Consider the following 18,206-nt stretch of genomic DNA (forward strand, 5'->3'; position numbering starts at 1 on the left):
GTGATGACGTCTGCATTGTTTATTCCGGAACTGGGCCAGTTGGCGATGATCCTCGCCCTGTGCTTTGCCATCGTCCAGGCGGTGGTGCCGTTGCTCGGCGCCTGGCGTGGTGACCGCCTGTGGATGAGCCTGGCGCAGCCGGCCGCCTGGGGCCAGTGCGCGTTCCTGGTGTTCGCGTTCGGCTGCCTGACCTACGCCTTTATGACCGACGACTTTTCCGTCGCCTATGTAGCGAATAACTCCAACAGCGCCTTGCCCTGGTACTACAAGTTCAGCGCGGTGTGGGGCGCCCACGAAGGCTCGCTGCTGCTGTGGGCGTTGATCCTCGGCGGCTGGACCTTCGCGGTGTCGGTGTTCTCGCGGCAGTTGCCGCAAGTCATGCTCGCGCGGGTGCTGGCGGTGATGGGCATGATCAGCATCGGCTTCCTGCTGTTCCTGATCATGACCTCCAACCCGTTTACCCGCATCCTGCCGCAGATCCCGGCGGACGGTCACGACCTCAACCCGCTGCTGCAGGACATCGGCCTGATCGTGCACCCGCCGATGCTCTACATGGGCTACGTGGGTTTCTCCGTGGCCTTTGCCTTCGCCATCGCCGCCTTGCTCGGCGGGCGCCTTGATGCGGCCTGGGCGCGCTGGTCGCGGCCGTGGACCATCGTCGCCTGGGCGTTCCTCGGCATCGGCATCACCCTCGGTTCGTGGTGGGCCTACTACGAACTCGGCTGGGGTGGCTGGTGGTTCTGGGACCCGGTGGAAAACGCCTCGTTCATGCCATGGCTGGTCGGCACGGCACTGATTCACTCCCTGGCCGTCACCGAAAAACGTGGCGTGTTCAAGAGCTGGACCGTGTTGCTGGCCATCGCGGCCTTTTCCCTCAGCCTGCTCGGCACCTTCCTCGTGCGTTCGGGCGTGTTGACCTCGGTGCACGCGTTTGCGTCCGACCCAGAGCGCGGTGTGTTCATCCTGATCTTCCTGCTGTTTGTGGTCGGCGGCTCCCTCACTTTGTTCGCCCTGCGCGCACCGGTGGTCAAGAGCCAGGTCGGCTTCAACCTGTGGTCGCGGGAAACCCTGCTGCTGGGCAATAACCTGGTGCTGGTGGTGGCCGCGTCGATGATCCTGCTCGGCACCTTGTACCCCTTGGTGCTGGATGCCCTGAGCGGCGCCAAGCTGTCCGTCGGCCCGCCGTACTTCAACGCGTTGTTTATTCCGTTGATGGGGCTGTTGATGGTGGTGATGGCGGTCGGTGTGCTGGTGCGCTGGAAGGACACCCCGGTCAAATGGCTGGCCGGTATGCTGATGCCGGTGCTGCTCGGCAGCGTGGCCCTGGCCGTGGTCGCCGGTATCGCCTATGGCGACTTCAACTGGGCGGTGCTCGCCACCTTCCTGCTCGCCGCCTGGGTACTGCTGGCCGGTGTGCGTGACATCGTCGACAAGACCCGCCACAAAGGCCTGGTCAAAGGCCTGCCGACCCTGACCCGCAGCTACTGGGGCATGCAGATCGCCCACATCGGCATCGCCGTGTGCGCCCTCGGTGTGGTGCTGTCCAGCCAGAACAGTGCCGAGCGCGACCTGCGCCTGGCGCCGGGCGAGTCCATGGACCTGGCCGGTTACCAGTTCATCTTCGAAGGCGCCAGGCACTTCGAAGGGCCGAACTTTACGTCAGACAAAGGCACCGTGCGGGTCGTGCGTAACGGTAAAGAGATCGCCGTGCTGCACCCGGAAAAACGCCTGTACACCGTGCAGAGTTCGATGATGACCGAAGCCGGTATCGACGCCGGTTTCACCCGTGACCTCTACGTGGCCCTGGGTGAACCCTTGGGCGATGGCGCCTGGGCCGTGCGCGTGCATGTGAAACCGTTTGTGCGCTGGATCTGGTTCGGTGGCTTGCTCACCGGCTTTGGTGGTTTGCTCGCGGCGCTGGACCGCCGGTACCGGGTCAAGGTCAAGAGCCGGGTGCGTGAAGCGCTGGGCCTGCAAGGAGCGGCGGTATGAAGCGTTGGTTGATGGTCGTGCCGCTGGCCCTGTTTCTGGTAGTGGCGGTATTCCTGTATCGCGGCTTGTACCTGGACCCGGCCGAGCTGCCCTCGGCGATGATCGGCAAGCCGTTCCCCGCGTTCAGCCTGCCGAACGTGCAGGGTGACAAGACCCTGACCCAGGCCGACCTGCTCGGCAAACCGGCGCTGGTCAACGTGTGGGGCACCTGGTGCATCTCCTGCCGCGTCGAGCACCCGGTGCTGAACAAGCTGGCCGAGAAGGGCGTGGTGATCTACGGCATCAACTACAAGGACGACAACGCGGAGGCCTTGAAGTGGCTGGCGGAATTCCATAATCCCTACCAGCTGGATATCCGTGATGAAGACGGCAACCTCGGTTTGAACCTCGGCGTGTACGGCGCCCCGGAAACCTTCTTCATCGACGCCAAGGGCGTGATCCGCGACAAATACGTCGGCGTGATCGACGAAGTGGTCTGGCGCGAGCAACTGGCCGCCAAGTACCAGGCCCTGGTCGACGAGGCCAAGCCATGAAGCGCCTGTTAGCCGCTGCCGTGCTGGCGCTGGGCTTGGCCGGGATGGCCCACGCCGCGATCGACACTTACGAATTCGCCAAGGACAGTGACCGCGAGCGTTTTCGCGAATTGACCAAGGAGCTGCGCTGCCCCAAGTGTCAGAACCAGGACATCGCCGACTCCAACGCGCCCATCGCCGCCGACCTGCGCAAGGAAATCTTCCGCATGCTGGGGGAGGGCAAGGACAACCAGCAGATCATCGACTTCATGGTCGACCGCTACGGTGATTTCGTGCGCTACAAACCGGCCCTCACCGGCAAGACCGCGCTGCTCTGGTTCGGCCCCGCCGGGCTGCTGCTGGCCGGCGTGGTGGTGATGGCCGTGATCGTCCGCCGTCGCCGCGCCGCGACTACCGATGGTTCCGACGCGCTATCCCCCGAAGAGCGTAAACGCCTCGACCAATTGCTGGACACCAAGACTGATGATTGATTTCTGGCTCGCAGCCGGCTTGCTGCTTCTGATTGCCCTGAGTTTCCTGTTGATCCCTGTGTTGCGCGGCCGCCGCGCCCAGCGTGAAGAGGATCGCACCGCGCTGAACGTGGCGCTTTACCAAGAACGTGTGGCCGAGCTGCAAGTGCAGCAGGACGAAGGTGTGCTCAACGCCGCGCAGCTCGACAGCGGCCGCGCCGAAGCCGCCCGCGAGCTGCTGGCCGACACCGAAGGCGTGGAAAAGCCCCGCGAATCGCGCCTGGGCAAGCCGCTGCCCTTGCTCGCCGCCGTCCTTGTGCCGGTGCTTGGCCTGGGCCTGTATATGCATTTCGGTGCCAGCGACAAGGTTGAACTGACCCGCGAATTTTCCCAGCCGCCGGTGTCCATGGAAGACATGACCCGGCGCCTGGAACGCGCCGCCGCCGCCCAACCGGACTCGGCGGAAGGCCTGTACTTCCTCGGTCGCGCCTATATGGCCCAGGACCGTTCCGCCGATGCCGCCAAGGTCTTCGAGCGTACCGTGGCGCTGGCCGGGCGCCAGCCGGAACTGCTCGGCCAGTGGGCCCAGGCGCAGTACTTTGCCGACAACAAACAGTGGTCGCCCAAGGTCCAGGCGCTGACCGACGAAGCCTTGAAGCTTGACCCGAAGGAAGTCACCAGCCTCGGCCTGCTCGGTATCGCCGCCTTCGAAGGCCAGCGTTATCAAGAGGCCATCGACTACTGGAGCCGCCTGCTGGCGCAACTGCCACCGCAAGACAATTCCCGCGTGGCGCTGCAAGGCGGCATTGACCGTGCTGCGGAAAAACTCAAGGAAGGCGGCGGTAGCGTGGCGCAGAAAGCGGTGATGAACGTCCGCGTGGACCTGTCCGCCGAGGTCAAGGCCAAGGCCTTGCCCAGCGACAGCGTATTCATCTTCGCCCGCGCGGTAAAAGGCCCGCCGGCCCCCCTGGCGGCCAAACGCGTCACCGTCGCCGAACTGCCCGTCACCGTTGAACTCGGCGATGCCGACGCGATGATGCCGCAGTTGAAACTGTCCAACTTCCCCGAAGTCCAACTGGTTGCGCGCATATCCCGGGCCGGTCAACCGACCACCGGCGAGTGGATCGGCCGCAGCCAACCCCTGGCCAGCAGCACCACTGCGCTGCAGCAGCTGACCATCGACAGTCCGGACAAGTAATTTCGAGGAAACGCCCATGACCGCATTTGCACGCATCACCCTGCTCAGCCTGGTAGTGGGCCTGAGCGCCTGTGCGGTCCACCGCCCACCGCCTGCGCCGACCGGCCCGACCATCCCGCCGTCAGGCCCTTCGACCCAGCCGAGCACCAAGCCCTCTGGCCCGGTGACCCCGCCGCCGAAGCCACTGCCGACCAAATCGCCCACCTTCGCCCCACCACCGGGCGCCGCCAGCCACTGGGACGGCAAGATGCAGGTGTACGTGCTCGACGACCAGCCCGACACCTTCTACCGCCAGCGCACCTACTACCGCTGGAGCAACGGCTGGAGCCGCTCCATCAGCCCCAACGGACCCTGGGAAGACACCGACGTGCAGGGCGTGCCGCCGGGCTTGAGCAAGCAGTACGCGCAATGACAAAAGGCGACCTTCGGGTCGCCTTCTTCATGCCTGTGAAACCCATTCTTCCAAACACTGGAGGGCAAATGTGGGAGGGGGCTTGCCCTCGATAGCGGTGTTTCAGTTGATTAATGTCTGACTGACCTACCGCTATCGGGAGCAAGCCCCCTCCCACAGGAGATCTCCTCAGCCATCAAGCCACGGGACACTCCCGCTCCAGCGCCGCCCCCACTAACAACTGCGCAATCTCAACCATCTGTACCACCGCCAGCACCTGCCTGCGGCTTGAACCATCCAAGTGCTCGGCACAGTCGTAGGCACACACAGTCGCCGACTCCAGCATCTCGCTGGCATTGCTCAAGGCAGCTTCGGTGCTGAGGCCGGGGTGGACGCTGAAGATGAGGTTGGGTGGGGTTTGCGGGGTGTCATCCATGGAGGATGGCGGGGGATTTGGCGTGACTTTTTTCATGCAGTAAATCTCCATTCAGTTGGAGCTCACCACATCCGCGACCAAGCGGAAAGGCGGCGAGCTGTACGCAGGTTGGTCGACCAGGGAATGGAAACCCGGCAGGGCCCTAAGCCCTCCCACGCACAGCTCGCCATAACGCGAACACAATAATGCCGCTTGCGCGGCACTGTGCGCCATTCTAATCCAGGCGACCAAGCCTGATCGCTGATGAGCAGCGACTGCGAGAGGCTAACGGTGCGTTATAGCTACTGCAAGCCACAGAGATCGTAGGAAACGTCCTGTTAGCGTTTCGCTGATTTGATTGATCACCCGGAGCATGGGAGCGATCATTAGGCGATAGGCGGCACTATCATCAGGACCAGATTAACTCCCCACCCTTCAACGAGACGGACCCTCATGAACCTCTACGTCATACGCCACGGCGAAACGTGGGCCAACGCGGAGCATCGCTACCTCGGCGCACTCGACCCGGAACTGACCGAGCGGGGCCGGGAACAGGCTGTTTTGCTCAGCGAAAAACTACCCGGCGGTATTGAGGTGTTGATCGTTTCTCCACGCTTGCGGGCGCGGCAAACGGCGCAGATTCTTAACCGTGTGTTAAACCTTGAACCTGTGACGATTGACAGCTTCCGCGAGCGCGATGTGGGTGTGTTCGAAGGGTTGACTCAGGCGGAGGCCAAGGCCATGCATCCAGCGCTTTGGGCACAGGACATCACGCGCCAATGGGCGGCAGGGCCTGACGGTGGTGAGTCGATAGCTGATGTGGTCACGCGAGTACACCAAGGCTTGGTCCAGTTAACGTCGCTTTATCCAACACAGGTTGTTTTGCTGGTGGCACATGGTTTTGTGGCAAAGGTGATTCGTGCATTGGCCAGAGGGGACTTCTCGGATTTCTACACCTGGCAGCTTTCAAATGGGGCGATGTTGGCTCTGGAAGATTTTGAATTGAAGATACTTCCGGCTATCTCGCCCTTTGAAACGGACTGAATCACCGCAACACGCGACTTTCAAAAAACCTCACCAACCCGTCAGGGTTGAGTAAGCACTACGCCCAGAAAATATTGAGGCGGCGCGCACTTCGGTAATGTGGCCGCTGCCGAGGGATTGCTGGATATACTTTCCAGTGTGGGGCCAAATCGCCATTGGCCTGCGCGCCGACCTGGTCCAAGCCAGGAGCCGCGCAGGGCGACCCGTGGTGCAACCAATCTGGCAACAAGCGAAGAGGGTGTTTTGATGGCGGGCAGGTTGATCTATCTCATCGGGCCATCGGGTTCGGGCAAGGACAGCCTGTTGGAGGCTGCACGCCCACGATTGGCCGAGCGCGGTTGCCGGATTGTGCGCCGCGTGATCACGCGCTCGGCGGAAGCGGTGGGTGAGGCGGCCCAGGGTGTCAGCCCGGAGCAATTCGCCGTGATGCAGGCCGAGGGCGCGTTTGCCCTCAGTTGGCACGCCAACGGGTTGTCCTACGGCATTCCCAAGGTCATCGACGAATGGCTGGCGGCGGGGGAGGACGTGCTGGTCAATGGTTCTCGCGCGCACCTGGCGCAGACCCGCGAGCGCTACCCGGATGTGTGGGTGCTGTTGCTGGCGGTGGATCAAGCCGTATTGCGCCAGCGCCTGGTGGCGCGGGGGCGTGAGGCCCTGGCGGATATCGAGGAGCGCCTGGCGCGCAATGCACGGTTCACCGCCGACCTGATCGCCGGCAATGGCTCGGGGTTGTTTGTGCTGGATAACTCCGGGCCACTGGAGCACACGGTCGAGCGCCTGCTGTGTTGCCTGAACCAGAGGCATTGCGTATTGACCTGACCCTGCTCTGCACCGGTGAGGTGCGGGGCATGTCAAGCGGCGAGATCCTGACATGCAGCGAACTCGGCGGAAAAAGTTAAGTGCATGTATCTGGGTGAAGGCGGATTTGGTGTAGTCGAAGCAGCACGGTTTTGTAGGATTATGTTTTTTTCCTGAGAATCCAATAGGTTTTTTTGCGCGAAAGTGTGTGTTCAGTTGTTTAAATTGCAAGTGGTTTAGTGCCTGTCTTAGCGCATGTTGCGCCGCCTTAAGGTGTTTCAGTACGAACTAAATCAGCGCTGTCCTGAGCGTTTTCTGCATGGGAGTTTATTGCGTCGATTCTGATTGACTCGACTCATCAACTTACTATAGGGAGCGCACTGTCCCATGATTTGCTCTGAACGTTCTCGGCTCAACTTCTCACTTGAAAACCTGCCGCCTTCCGATCCTGGCCCCTATGGTGTGGGCGCCGGTCGCAAACCAACCTTCACGACGGAACAGGCCGGAAAGTACATCACCCGCGACAACCTGCACTTCCACGACCGTAATGGCGACAAGCGGATCGATCTCTCCTATACGGTGGACCCGACGTTCAGCGCCGCGCAGCAGCGCCGAGTGCGCCAGGCGGTGCAATATTGGGAGGACGTGGCCAACATCAGTTTCAAGGAGCGGGCAGCCGGCGCCGACGGCACGGTTCACATCAAAAACAACCCGCACGGTGACCGTGGCGTCGCCAGCTCACCCTCGCGCGGCATTACCACCACCACGGCCACGGTCGGCACACTGCGAGAAAGTAGTTCGCCGGCGCAGGGCAGTCACTTTTCAGTCACTACCGTGCATGAAATCGGCCACGCCATCGGCCTGCAGCATCCGGGTGACTACAATGGCGGCGGCGCTGATTACAACAATGGTGCCAGGTATGCCGGCGATACCAAGGCACGCAGTGTGATGAGCTACTGGTCGGAGACGAACCAGGCCGGCCATAATTTTCGGTATTCGAATCCCTCTGCCCCGATGATGGATGACATCGCAGCCGCTCAGCGGCTCTATGGGGCCAATCACAAAACCCGCAACACCGACACCACCTACGGCTTCAATTCCAATACCGGCCGCGACGCCATGACCCTCACCAGTGCGAGGGATAAAGCTATCTTTTGCATATGGGATGGGGGCGGTAACGACACCCTGGATTGTTCCGGGTTTTCCCAGAACCAGAACATCAATTTGAAAGCCGAGTCGTTTTCTGATGTGGGCGGCTTGAAGGGCAATGTTTCCATCGCCAAGGGCTGCGTGGTTGAAAACGCCATCGGAGGGGCCGGACGTGATGTCTTGACGGGGAATGACGCGGACAATCGGCTCAAGGGCGGCTTGGGTGCAGACAGGCTGCGGGGCGGCGGCGGGGCGGATATTTTTGACTACGACAAGGCCAGCGACTCCACACCGCAGCAGCCTGACCTGATCGAGGACTTTACCAGCGGGACGGACAAGATTGACGTCTCGGGTGCATTGAAAGAGGCGCGCGTCGGTGCCCTGACGTTCACTGATCGATTCTCTGGTCGCGCCGGCGAGGCATTGCTCAGGCACGACGCGGCCACCGGGCGTTCAAGCCTGGAGATAGATCTGAAGGGGAGCGGCAGCGCCGACCTGGTGGTCAAGAGCATTGGCCAGATCAAACCCGGCGATGTGCAGTGGCAGGGGCAAAAGCCGGAGGTTAAACCCGCACCGAAGGTTGTCCCCACACCGGCCCCTGCGCCGCCGCCGGCGCCCCCGCTGGATAGCAGCACGGACCCGCTTGCAGCGTTACGCGAGGTAATGATCAAGGCGTTCTCAGCCTTGTTGCAGTGGATACAAAACATCGTCCAGCCGTCGGATGCCCGCAGATAACACTGCCATGACGAGGCGCTGACAGGCTCAGGCCTTGATCAGCGCCTGCCATGGTCGGCAAACGCCGGCGCCCTGGCCCTTGCCATGCACAGACAAGCCTGTGGGGAATACCCATGGCATGTCATTCGGTTGGCGGTTTTCAACATCGCGCAAAACAACCATCAGTCAGCCTGACCTATTTTGTGCTTGAGTAAAGATAACTCTAGGGTTGCTTTTATTTAGGCCGAGCCAAGGAGGCTGGTGTGCAAGGCAGGCTATTGATCAAGGCGCTGCAAGAGGCGGGTTGGGTGCTGGATCGGGTCACGGGCAGTCATCCTATTTTTACCCACCGCTATAACCCGTACACGATCCCGGTGCCGCATCCGAAGAAGGATCTGCCGCTGGGCACCATCAGAAGCATCAGGAAACGTGCCGGGCTGTTTCAGTTTTAAGGAGAGCATTCATGCAATACCCAATCTGTATCGAATGGGGCGATGACTTCACCGCCACCGGTATCCAGATCCCCGATATTCCAGGCGCAGTCACCGCCGGGGACAGTTTCGAAGAGGCCTACAACGCCGCGGTGGAAGTCGCGCACATCCTGCTGCAGGAGATCGCCGCCGAGGGCGGGGTGATTCCGATGCCAAGGTCGGTGGGCACTCATCACACCCATGAAGACTATGCCGGGATGGGCTGGGGCATGCTGGAACTGGACATCTCGCCGTATCTGGGCAAGACCGAGAAGGTCAATGTGACCTTGCCCGGCTATGTCATCCAGCGAATTGACCGGTATGTGCGCGAGCACAAGGTCAAAAGCCGCTCGTCATTTCTGGCGGATGCGGCTTTGGAGAAGTTGGTGCGTTCCTAGGCGGTGGCGACAGCCGTTTGCCGCGACGCACTGAGGAACCGCAACAACGCCACCAGCGGGAACGCGCTGCCCACCAGCATCACACCCAGCCAGCCGCCGTGTTCGTACACGCTGCTGGCAATCGCCGAGCCGAAGGCACCACCGATGAAGATGCTGGTCATGTACAGCGCGTTCAAGCGGCTGCGGCTGTTGGCGTCGAGTGCATAGATGGCGCGTTGGCCGAGGACCATGTTCATCTGCACGCAGAAGTCCAGAACCACGCCGGTCACCGCCAGGCCGATGACGCTGTACAGCGGGTGCACGAAGGCCGGCAGGAAGCTCAATACCGCAAAGACCATGGCCAGCAGCGATGCGCGGTGGGTGTGACCGGCATCGGCCAGGCGTCCGGCGATGGGGGCGGCAATGGCGCCGATAGCACCGACCAGGGCGAAGATCGCGATCTGGGTCTGGCTCAGGCCGTGGTTGCGCACCAGCTCCAGCGGGGCGGCGGTCCAGAACAGGCTGAACGTGGCGAACATGCAACCTTGGTAAAACGCGCGTTGACGCAGCAGCGGTTGTTCTCGCAACAGGGTGCCCAGGGAGCGCAGCAATTGGCCATAGCTGGCGCTGTGGTCCGGCTGGCGCTTGGGGATGGTCAGCATCAGCACCACGCTGATAAATACCATCAACGCGGCGGCGGCCATGAACATCGCGCGCCAGCCAAAATGGTCAGCCACGACGCTGGACACTGGCCGCGCCAGCAGGATGCCCAACAGCAGCCCACCCATGATGCTGCCGACCACCCGACCCCGAGACTCGGCGGGCGCCAGGTGTGCGGCCAGGGGGATCAGGATCTGTACCGACACCGAACTGAAGCCGATCAGCAACGACACCAGCAGGAACAGGTTCGGTTGTTCGGTAAAGGCCGCACCCAGCAGGCTGGCAATCGCCACCAGGGTCGTGATGATCATCAGCTTGCGGTTTTCCAGCAGGTCGCCCAGGGGGACCAGGAAGAACAGGCCGAGGGCATAGCCGATCTGCGTCAGGGACACAATCAGGCTGGCCATCGCCGGGGTGAGGCCGATGTCCGGTGCGATCAGTTCGATGATCGGCTGGGCGTAGTAGATGTTGGCGACGATGGCGCCGCAGCAAAACGCAAACAGCATCACCATTGCGCGGGTCATGGTGCTCGTAGCATGGGGGGTAGCATTCATGGTGTTCTCATAAAAGCGAAGGTAGATGGCGAGCGAGAGTAAAGACAAGGCTCAACGGCGAGTAGGCCGTTTGTGGTGATATCACTTATGCCGGGTGATGATACATTCAGAAACAACTGCCGAAACAGGAAATCCAGCGCCATGAAAATCACGCTCAACAAGATACTCCTGGCTTCAAGCCTCGCTGTTGCGATGGCCCTCGGCCTGGCCAATGCCGCCGATGCACCGCGCGTAGGCGTACGCGGGGCAATCACCGCGATGGACGGTGATGCGATGCAGGTCAAGGTCAACAGCGGTGAAGACGTCACCGTGCACCTGACCAAGGACACCCAGGTGCGCGCCGTTACCCTGGCCAGGATCGACGAAATAAAACCCGGCAGCTACATCGGCTCGGCCGCCATGCCCAACGCCGACGGCACCCTGACGGCGCTGGAAGTGCATGTGTTCCCACCGGCCATGGCCGGCACGGGGGACGGGCATCGGGCGTTTGACCTGAAGGAAGGCAGCAGCATGACCAACGGCACCGTCGGCGACCTGGTGGTCAGCAAAGGGCGGACGTTGACCGTGAAATACAAAGGCGGCGAACAGAAGATCGTGGTGCCGGAGGATGTGCCGATCGTCAACCTGGAACCGGGGGACCGCAGCTTGCTCAAGCCGGGGGTGAAGGTGGTGTTGTTTGCCGCGCAGGGGGCGGATGGGAAAATCACTGCCCAAGCCATTTCAGCCGGCAAGGATGGCGTGACACCGCCGATGTAACTGCAAAACCCGGATCTAAATGTGGGAGGGTTCAAGCCCCCTCCCACATTTGTCAGTTACTGACCGGAGTAGATCTGGTCGAAAACCCCACCATCATTGAAGTGGGTTTTCTGCACGGTGCGCCAGTCACCAAAGGTCTTCTCCACCGACAGGAAGTCGACTTTCGGGAAGCGGTCGGTGTACTTGGCCAGCACCTTCGGGTCACGCGGGCGCAGGTAGTTGTTGGCAGCGATTTCCTGGCCTTGCGGCGACCACAGGTACTTCAGGTAGTCTTCAGCCGCCACGCGGGTGCCTTTCTTCTCGACCACTTTATCCACCACCGACACCGGCGGCTCAGCTTCGGCGGAGACGCTTGGGTAGATCACTTCGAACTGATCGCGACCGAATTCACGGGCGATCATTTCCGCTTCGTTCTCGAAGGTCACCAGCACGTCGCCGATCTGGTTGGTCATGAACGTGGTGGTGGCGGCGCGGCCACCGGTGTCCAGCACGGGCGCCTGTTTGAACAGCTTGCCGACAAAGGCCTTGGCCTTGTCTTCGTCGCCGCCGTTCTTGAGCACATAACCCCAGGCCGACAGGTAGGTGTAGCGGCCGTTACCCGAGGTTTTCGGGTTGGGCACGATCACCTGCACGCCATCCTTGAGCAGGTCCGGCCAGTCTTTCAGGGCTTTCGGGTTGCCCTTGCGCACGATGAACACGGTGGCCGAGGTAAACGGCGCGCTGTTGTTCGGCAGGCGGGTGACCCAGTTGTCCGGCACCAGTTTGCCGTTGTCGACCAGGGCGTTGATGTCGGTGGCCATGTTCATGGTAATCACGTCAGCCGGCAGGCCGTCGATCACCGAGCGCGCTTGTTTGCTGGAACCGCCGAAGGACATCTGCAGGGTCAGCTTGTCGTTCGGGTGCTCGGCTTCCCAGTGCTTCTGGAAGGCGGCGTTGTAGTCCTTGTAGAAATCGCGCATCACGTCGTAGGAGACGTTGAGCAGAGTGACCGGGGCGGCCTGGACGGCGCCCGCAAGGGCAAGGCCGGCGGCCAGGAGAGAGGCGCTTACGAGTTTTTTCACTGCTCATTCCTTGTTGTTCGGGAGAAGAGGGGAGGCACATTGCCAGCGACTATAGCCGGGGGCACTTAGTCGCTTAAAGATTAAAAAGAACTTTGCTTATTCCACTTTCTTAAAAAGAGCGCTGCCACAGCGCGAACAGAACGCCGCGTTGGGCTCATGGCTGTTTTTCCTGCACACCGGGCAGTCGTGCTGCAGTTGCTCACCACGCATGGCACTGGCCAGTTCGGCCGTAAAAATACCCGTGGGCACGGCGATGATCGAGTAACCGGTGATCATCACCAGCGACGAAATCACCTGGCCCAACGGCGTCTTGGGCACGATATCGCCAAAGCCCACAGTGGTCAGCGTCACGATCGCCCAATAGATGCCTTTGGGGATACTGGTGAAGCCGTGCTCCGGCCCTTCGATCACATACATCAAGGTGCCGAACACCGTGACCAGGGTGCATACGCTCACCAGGAACACCACGATCTTCTGCTTGCTGCCGCGCAGCGCCGCCATCAGGTAGTTGGCCTGCTTGAGGTACGGGCTGAGCTTGAGCACGCGGAAAATCCGCAGCATGCGGATGATGCGGATGATCAGCAGGTATTGCGCGTCGCTGTAGTACAGCGCAAGGATGCCGGGCACGATGGCGAGCAGATCCACCAGCCCGTAAAAGCTGAAGGCGTAGCGCAACGGCTTGGGCGAACAGTACAGGCGCAACCCGTACTCGATCAGGAAGATCAGGGTGAAGCCCCATTCAATGTAGGCCAGCACATCGGCGTAGTTCTGGTGGACCTGGTCGATGCTGTCGAGCATCACGATCACCAGGCTGGCGAGGATGATCAACAGCAGGATGCCGTCAAAGCGCCGCCCGGCGACGGTGTCGCTCTGAAAAACCATGATGTAGAGCCGCTGACGCCAGTCGTTGTTGCTGTCCATAAAGCCCGCCTGAATCGAATATCGAGCAAGCCTAGGGGGATTCGAAGGGGCTGTCCATGCGGGGTTTCCTGAGTATTCGGGCGCCGGCGCGTACCAGCCAGCAGGCGAGGATAAACGGCGCGGTGAGTGCGGGCAGGTGCACGGCGGCAAAGCCCGGTGTGAGAAGGATCGCCAGCAGGATGCCGAGCAGCGGCAGCCAGGGTTGGCGCCGTGCCTGGCTCAGCGCCAGGGCCGCGAGAGCGGGGTTGTAGCTGTGCAGGCCGAGGAGGGCGGCGCTGGTGTCGTCCAGCAGCCATCCGATCAGTACGCCGCTGCTGGCGCCGATCACGGCCCAGACCGCGGCACGCCGGTTCGCCAGCCACAGGCCGAGGGCAATCAGCACGCCCGCCAGCGGCTGGTCCAGCAGCATGATTTGCGCGAGGCCGGTGAACGGCGCGCCGAGCACCGCCAGGGTATCGGGCTCGCCCAGGGCCAAGGCACTGTGTGGGACGCTGCCCAGCAGCAGCCAGCCCAGGCCGACAAAGGGCGCGGTGTAGGCGGGCAGGTCATGCGGCCGGCTGGCGTGTTTCAGCCACTGCCGCGTGAGGATCGCGCTCAGGCCGCCGCACGCCAGGATCAGCGGCGGCAACAACGCCGACCAGGCGAAATGCTGGCTGATCAACAGGCCCAGCAATACGCCGTTGTAGCTATAGACACCCGCCTGGCGCTCGGCCTTGGGATAGCCGCGCCGCTGGGCCGTGAGCAACCCGGCGACACCACCCAGCAGTGCACCGCCGAGCAAGGCCGGAGCGCCGACCAGGATCGCCAACAGGCACAGCAGGCCGCACAGCGGATGGCGTTGCAGGAAGATCTGGCTGAAGCCGTTGAGCAGGGCTTCGGCCCAGTCGGGGCAGGTTGGGTTGTGCATGTTTAGTGAGTCAGTGGGACCGAGTTGTCTCCATCGGGGGCAAGCCCCCTCCCACACTTGATCGGGGTTCACATAGTTAGATGTGTGAATGCAGTCCAATGTGGGAGGGGGCTTGCCCCCGATGGGGCCTCTACAGGCGCTAGATCAGCGTCTCTATGCGCAAGGAGTTGGTCGACCCCAGCTGCCCGAACGGCACCCCGGCAGTAATCACCAAGGTATCCCCGCGCTGCGCCATGCCCTGGGCCTGGGCAATCTCCAGCGCGGTGGAACACACCTCATCCACCTGCCTCAGTCGATCATTGACCACCGAATGCACGCCCCACGCCACACTCAAGCGGCGTGCGGTGGACAGGTTCGGCGTGAGGTTGAGAATCGGCGCCACCGGCCGTTCCCGCGCCGCGCGCAGGCTGGAGCTGCCCGACTCGCTGTAGTTCACCAGCACCGCCACCGGCAGGATGCTGCTGATGCGCCGGATCGCGCAGCTGATGGCGTCCGACACCGTGGCATCGGCCTTGGGCCGGCTGACGTCGAGTTGGGTCTGGTAGTCCGGGCCGTTTTCCACCTGGCGGATGATCTTGCTCATCATCTGCACGGCTTCCAGCGGGTACTCGCCCGACGCGGTTTCCGCCGACAGCATCACCGCATCCGCGCCTTCGGCCACTGCATTGGCGACATCCGTCACTTCCGCGCGGGTTGGCGCCGGCGAAAAGCGCATGGACTCCAGCATCTGCGTCGCCACTACCACCGGTTTGCCCAACTGGCGGCAGGTGCGGATGATGTCTTTCTGGATTTGCGGCACGCTCTCCGCCGGCACTTCCACGCCCAGGTCGCCCCGGGCCACCATGATCGCGTCGCTCAGCTCGGCGATTTCCCGCAGGCGTTGTACGGCTGAGGGCTTCTCGATCTTGGCCATCAGGAAGGCCTTGTCGCCGATCAGCTCGCGAGCCTCGCGGATGTCTTCCGGGCGCTGCACAAACGACAGCGCCACCCAGTCCACACCCAGCTCCAGGCCGAAGCTCAGGTCGCGACGGTCCTTGGCGGTGAGCGGGCTGAGTTCCAGCAAGGCTTGTGGGACGTTGACGCCTTTACGGTCGGACAACTCGCCGCCATTCAGTACGGTGGTGTCGATGGCATCGGCGTGCCGGGTGATCACGCGCAGGCGCAGCTTGCCGTCGTCGAGCAACAGGTCCATGCCCGGTTCCAGGGCGGCGATGATTTCCGGGTGGGGCAGGTTGACCCGGCGCTGGTCACCCGGCGTCGGGTCCAGGTCCAGGCGCAGGGCCTGGCCACGCACCAGTTGCACCTTGCCCTCGGCAAACGTGCCGACGCGCAGCTTCGGCCCTTGCAGGTCCATGAGGATGCCCAGCGGGTAGTTGAGCTGGCGCTCCACCTGGCGAATCCAGTGGTAGCGCCGGGCGTGATCGGCATGCTCACCGTGGCTGAAGTTGAGGCGGAAGATATTCACCCCGGCTTGCACCAGCTCGCGGATGTCGTCGATACCGTCGGTGGCCGGGCCCAGGGTGGCGAGGATCTTGACCTTCTTGTCAGGCGTCATGGCGGGCAGTCTCAAGGATCAGGATGGCGCGCACGTCATTGACATTGGTGCGGGTCGGCTCGGTAACGATCAAGCCGTCGAGGGCGGCGAAGTAGCCATAACCGTTGTTGTTGTCCAGCTCGTCGCTGGCCGACAGGCCCAGGGCTTCGGCGCGCGCATAGCTGCATGGGGTCATGATTGCGCCGGCGTTGTCTTCCGAGCCGTCGATGCCGTCGGTGTCGCCGGCCAGGGCGTACACGCCCGGCAGGCCTTTGAGGCTGTCGGTCAGGCTCAACAGGAATTCGGCGTTGCGCCCGCCACGGCCATTGCCGCGCACGGTGACGGTGGTTTCCCCACCGGAGAGGATCACGCACGGCGCCGCCAACGGCTGGCCGTGCTGCACGATTTGCCGCGCGATGCCGGCGTGCACTTTGGCCACGTCCCGTGCTTCGCCTTCCAGGTCGCCGAGGATCAGCGCGCTGAAACCGGCCTGGCGGACTTTCACCGCGACCGCTTCCAGTGATTGTTGTGGGCGTGCGATCAACTGGAAGTGGCTGCGGGCGAGTACCGGGTCGCCGGGCTTGACGGTTTCCGAGGCCGGGTTCTGCAACCAGCTGCGCACGGACGCCGGGGCATCGATACCGTAGCGCTTGAGGATTGCCAGAGCCTGTTGCGAAGTGCTCGGGTCGCCGACCGTGGGGCCGGAGGCGATGACCGTGGCCTGGTCGCCCGGCACATCGGAAATCGCGTAGGTGTAGACCGTGGCCGGCCAGGCCGCCTTTGCCAGCCGACCGCCCTTGATCGCCGAGAGGTGCTTGCGTACGCAATTCATCTCGCCAATGGTGGCGCCGGATTTGAGCAGGGCTTTGTTGATGGCCTGCTTGTCGGCCAGGCTGATGCCTTCGGCAGGCAGTGCCAGGAGTGCCGAGCCGCCGCCGGAGAGCAGGAAGATCACCCGGTCGTCTTCGCTCAGGTTGCTGATCAATTCCAGCACGCGCTTGGCCACCGCCAGGCCGGCGGCATCGGGCACCGGGTGGGCGGCTTCGACCACTTCGATTTTCTGGCAAGGGGCGCCGTGGCCGTAGCGGGTCACCACCAGGCCTGAGACGTCGCCTTGCCAGCAATTCTCGACGACCAGCGCCATGGCGGCCGCCGCCTTGCCGGCGCCGATCACGATCACGCGGCCGCTGCGGTCGGCGGGCAGGCAGGGTTCGAGGACGTGCCGGGGGTGGGCGGCATCGATGGCTGTGGCAAACAGCTCGCGAAGCAGGTGTTGCGGATCGACCGACATAAGCGGGCTCCCGGGTATTTTTGTTATTAGAGGTACAGCCCTTTCAAAGGGGGATTACTTATCGCGAATCGAGAAATTCGCCATATGCTCCAGCCCCTTGATCAGCGCCGAGTGGTCCCAGTTACCGCCGCCAAGCGCCGCGCAGGTGCTGAACACCTGCTGGGTGCCGGCGGTGTTCGGCAGGTTGATCCCCAGTTCCCTGGCACCGGCCAGGGCCAGGTTCAGGTCCTTCTGGTGCAGGTTGATGCGGAAACCCGGATCGAAGGTGCCCTTGATCATGCGTTCGCTGTGCACTTCGAGGATCTTTGATGAGGCAAAGCCGCCCATCAGCGCTTCACGTACCTTGGCCGGGTCGGCGCCGTTCCTGGAGGCGAACAGCAGCGCTTCGGCCACCGCCTGGATATTCAGCGCGACGATGATCTGGTTGGCCACTTTGGCGGTCTGGCCATCGCCATTGCCGCCCACCAGGGTGATGTTCTTGCCCATGCTCTGGAACAGCGGCAGGGCACGTTCGAAGGTCTGTGGTTCGCCACCGACCATGATGCTCAAGGTACCGGCCTTGGCGCCGACTTCACCGCCGGACACCGGGGCGTCGAGGTACTGCGCGCCGTGCTCGTTGATCTTTGCCGCAAACGCCTTGGTGGCTGTGGGAGAGATCGAACTCATGTCGATCACCACCTTGTTCGGCGACAGGCCCGCCGCCACACCGTCGGCGCGGAACAGCACGTCGTCGACCTGCGGGGTGTCGGGGACCATGACGATAATGAACTCGGCTTCCTGGGCCACTTGCTGCGGGGTGGCCAGGGCCACTGCGCCGGCGCTGATCAGCTCGGCCGGCGCCTTGCCGTGGTGTTCGGAAAGCAACAGTTGATGACCGGCTTTCTGCAGGTTTGCGGCCATGGGTTGGCCCATGATGCCGGTGCCGATAAATCCGATTTTAGCCATGATGAAATCCTCTTTTTATGCTCTGTGGGCGCTGGGCTTGCAGTGGT

Annotated in this window: 19 protein-coding genes and 1 pseudogene; 12 read left to right on the forward strand and 8 right to left on the reverse strand. The window is 62.6% G+C overall.

The genetic code is table 11. The features are described 5' to 3' along the window. Window positions 1-3: 3 nt before the first annotated feature. From B9N88_RS24800 to B9N88_RS24820, 5 genes are read left to right on the forward strand one after another with little or no spacing between them, the layout of a single operon-like run. Window positions 4-1,992, forward strand: a complete 1,989-nt coding sequence (locus B9N88_RS24800) for a heme lyase CcmF/NrfE family subunit (RefSeq protein WP_027607027.1) — start codon at window positions 4-6, stop codon at window positions 1,990-1,992. After that, window positions 1,989-2,525: a DsbE family thiol:disulfide interchange protein gene (locus B9N88_RS24805; RefSeq protein WP_027607028.1), complete on the forward strand. Its 537-nt coding sequence runs from the start codon at window positions 1,989-1,991 to the stop codon at window positions 2,523-2,525. Before B9N88_RS24800 ends, B9N88_RS24805 begins: the two co-directional genes overlap by 4 nt. Further along, window positions 2,522-2,995: a cytochrome c-type biogenesis protein gene (locus tag B9N88_RS24810; RefSeq protein ID WP_027607029.1), complete on the forward strand. Its 474-nt coding sequence runs from the start codon at window positions 2,522-2,524 to the stop codon at window positions 2,993-2,995. Before B9N88_RS24805 ends, B9N88_RS24810 begins: the two co-directional genes overlap by 4 nt. Next, entirely contained in the window at window positions 2,988-4,172 is a 1,185-nt protein-coding gene (ccmI, locus tag B9N88_RS24815) for a c-type cytochrome biogenesis protein CcmI (protein ID WP_027607030.1), read from the forward strand. Before B9N88_RS24810 ends, ccmI begins: the two co-directional genes overlap by 8 nt. Before the next feature lie 16 nt (window positions 4,173-4,188). Then, window positions 4,189-4,584 (forward strand): hypothetical protein, encoded by a 396-nt coding sequence (locus tag B9N88_RS24820; RefSeq protein WP_027607031.1) that lies wholly within the window; start codon window positions 4,189-4,191, stop codon window positions 4,582-4,584. A gap of 175 nt (window positions 4,585-4,759) precedes the next feature. Here B9N88_RS24820 and B9N88_RS24825 read toward each other — a convergent pair whose 3' ends face one another. Next, complete coding sequence (locus tag B9N88_RS24825) at window positions 4,760-5,035, reverse strand: DUF6124 family protein (protein ID WP_027607032.1); 276 nt, start codon at window positions 5,033-5,035, stop codon at window positions 4,760-4,762. 396 nt (window positions 5,036-5,431) lie between these two features. Here B9N88_RS24825 and B9N88_RS24830 point away from each other — a divergent pair, with 396 nt between their 5' ends. From B9N88_RS24830 to B9N88_RS24850, 6 genes and pseudogenes are all read left to right on the forward strand, one after another. Beyond that, window positions 5,432-6,022 (forward strand): histidine phosphatase family protein, encoded by a 591-nt coding sequence (locus B9N88_RS24830; protein WP_043293701.1) that lies wholly within the window; start codon window positions 5,432-5,434, stop codon window positions 6,020-6,022. 142 nt (window positions 6,023-6,164) lie between these two features. Beyond that, window positions 6,165-6,269, forward strand: a pseudogene (locus B9N88_RS33375) (PhnM protein); the annotation flags it as partial. Further along, window positions 6,269-6,841 carry a phosphonate metabolism protein/1,5-bisphosphokinase (PRPP-forming) PhnN gene (gene phnN, locus B9N88_RS24835; protein WP_027607033.1) on the forward strand — a complete coding sequence of 191 codons (573 nt, stop codon included), beginning with the start codon at window positions 6,269-6,271 and terminating at the stop codon, window positions 6,839-6,841. The pseudogene B9N88_RS33375 and the gene phnN, both read left to right, overlap by 1 nt. A 366-nt stretch (window positions 6,842-7,207) precedes the next feature. After that, window positions 7,208-8,704, forward strand: a complete 1,497-nt coding sequence (locus B9N88_RS24840) for a M10 family metallopeptidase C-terminal domain-containing protein (RefSeq protein ID WP_051429388.1) — start codon at window positions 7,208-7,210, stop codon at window positions 8,702-8,704. Window positions 8,705-8,946: 242 nt separating this feature from the next. Continuing rightward, window positions 8,947-9,135 carry a type II toxin-antitoxin system HicA family toxin gene (locus tag B9N88_RS24845; RefSeq protein WP_027607034.1) on the forward strand — a complete coding sequence of 63 codons (189 nt, stop codon included), beginning with the start codon at window positions 8,947-8,949 and terminating at the stop codon, window positions 9,133-9,135. An 11-nt stretch (window positions 9,136-9,146) separates the two neighbouring features. Beyond that, window positions 9,147-9,551, forward strand: coding sequence for a type II toxin-antitoxin system HicB family antitoxin (locus B9N88_RS24850; protein ID WP_027607035.1), 405 nt, complete (start codon window positions 9,147-9,149; stop codon window positions 9,549-9,551). On the opposite strand, the gene B9N88_RS24855 is transcribed toward B9N88_RS24850, so the two are convergent. Further along, window positions 9,548-10,744, reverse strand: a complete 1,197-nt coding sequence (locus B9N88_RS24855; protein WP_081744462.1) for an MFS transporter — start codon at window positions 10,742-10,744, stop codon at window positions 9,548-9,550. The genes B9N88_RS24850 and B9N88_RS24855 overlap by 4 nt on opposite strands. Window positions 10,745-10,885: 141 nt before the next feature. On the opposite strand from B9N88_RS24855, the gene B9N88_RS24860 reads away from it, so the two are divergent. Next, window positions 10,886-11,500, forward strand: a complete 615-nt coding sequence (locus B9N88_RS24860; RefSeq protein ID WP_027607037.1) for a DUF5666 domain-containing protein — start codon at window positions 10,886-10,888, stop codon at window positions 11,498-11,500. Between the two features lie 56 nt (window positions 11,501-11,556). Here B9N88_RS24860 and B9N88_RS24865 read toward each other — a convergent pair whose 3' ends face one another. The 6 genes from B9N88_RS24865 to B9N88_RS24890 all read right to left on the reverse strand — a co-directional run bounded on the left by B9N88_RS24865 (window position 11,557) and on the right by B9N88_RS24890 (window position 18,159). After that, window positions 11,557-12,561: a sulfate ABC transporter substrate-binding protein gene (locus B9N88_RS24865; RefSeq protein ID WP_027607038.1), complete on the reverse strand. Its 1,005-nt coding sequence runs from the start codon at window positions 12,559-12,561 to the stop codon at window positions 11,557-11,559. A 96-nt stretch (window positions 12,562-12,657) separates the two neighbouring features. Then, window positions 12,658-13,482 carry an ion transporter gene (locus B9N88_RS24870; protein WP_027607039.1) on the reverse strand — a complete coding sequence of 275 codons (825 nt, stop codon included), beginning with the start codon at window positions 13,480-13,482 and terminating at the stop codon, window positions 12,658-12,660. 31 nt (window positions 13,483-13,513) lie between these two features. After that, window positions 13,514-14,389 carry an urea transporter gene (locus B9N88_RS24875; protein WP_027607040.1) on the reverse strand — a complete coding sequence of 292 codons (876 nt, stop codon included), beginning with the start codon at window positions 14,387-14,389 and terminating at the stop codon, window positions 13,514-13,516. 139 nt (window positions 14,390-14,528) lie between these two features. Beyond that, window positions 14,529-15,944 carry a pyruvate kinase gene (gene pyk / locus B9N88_RS24880; RefSeq protein WP_027607041.1) on the reverse strand — a complete coding sequence of 472 codons (1,416 nt, stop codon included), beginning with the start codon at window positions 15,942-15,944 and terminating at the stop codon, window positions 14,529-14,531. Further along, window positions 15,934-17,214 carry a glycerate kinase type-2 family protein gene (locus tag B9N88_RS24885; protein WP_027607042.1) on the reverse strand — a complete coding sequence of 427 codons (1,281 nt, stop codon included), beginning with the start codon at window positions 17,212-17,214 and terminating at the stop codon, window positions 15,934-15,936. The genes pyk and B9N88_RS24885 overlap by 11 nt, the downstream gene beginning before the upstream one ends. A 54-nt stretch (window positions 17,215-17,268) precedes the next feature. After that, window positions 17,269-18,159 carry a 2-hydroxy-3-oxopropionate reductase gene (locus B9N88_RS24890; protein ID WP_027607043.1) on the reverse strand — a complete coding sequence of 297 codons (891 nt, stop codon included), beginning with the start codon at window positions 18,157-18,159 and terminating at the stop codon, window positions 17,269-17,271. Window positions 18,160-18,206 lie beyond the last annotated feature (47 nt).

Origin of the sequence: Pseudomonas sp. LAMO17WK12:I1 (genome assembly GCF_900177315.1) — a bacterium.
Lineage (GTDB): Bacteria > Pseudomonadota > Gammaproteobacteria > Pseudomonadales > Pseudomonadaceae > Aquipseudomonas > Aquipseudomonas marginalis.